This is a genomic window from Limimaricola cinnabarinus LL-001 (assembly GCF_000466965.1).
Lineage (GTDB): Bacteria > Pseudomonadota > Alphaproteobacteria > Rhodobacterales > Rhodobacteraceae > Limimaricola > Limimaricola cinnabarinus.
In genome coordinates this window covers 1-600 of record NZ_BATB01000182.1, presented here as the reverse complement: position 1 = coordinate 600, position 600 = coordinate 1, and the positions used below count along the sequence as shown (strand labels likewise).

1 protein-coding gene is annotated in these 600 nt (G+C 67.5%); it reads right to left on the bottom strand.

Annotation, left to right across the window (positions count from 1 at the left end; genetic code table 11):
• Nucleotides 1–600, bottom strand: a 600-nt coding sequence (locus tag MBELCI_RS19015; protein ID WP_045320581.1) for a YeeE/YedE thiosulfate transporter family protein, incomplete at both ends; no start/stop codon positions are given.

Here is a 600-nt window from a genome sequence, read left to right as displayed (position 1 = left end):
CTCGGCCATGGCAAAGCCGTCGATCAGCTGCCGCAGCCCGATCGCAGCGCCCAGCGCGATCGCAGCCAGCGTCACCGGGGCACTGATCGCGAGAACGGAAAAGGCGGTAATGCCTTGGCCGATGCTGCATCCCGCCGCCGTCACCGCGCCCCAGCCCATGAGCCCCGCGCCGAGGATCTGACGCTTGAGTTCGCGCGGGTCCTCGCAAGCTTCCCAGCGGAAATGCCCCTTCCAGAGGCTGCCTGCAAAGGCGCCCGTCAACACACCGACCACCGATCCGACGCCGAAGCTCAGCGCCGCGCCGCTTGAGGTCATGGTGTAGAGCATCGTTTCGCCCAAGGGCGCCGAAAAGCTGTGTGACGCGACGGGCAACGCGTCGAAGCCTGTCGTAAACAGCCAAGCTGTTCCCGCCCATCCCATGGCAACGGCAAGCCCGACCGACGCGCCGCAGATGAGGGTACCCCGACCCAACGCCGCTCCACCCCGAAGCGACAGGACAAGGATGGCCGATCCGACAAGCATGCCGCATGCCCAGAGGGGCAGACCCGTCGCCAGCGCGATCAAATGACCGATGCCCGGCCGTCGGCCCGCCATGCGGAG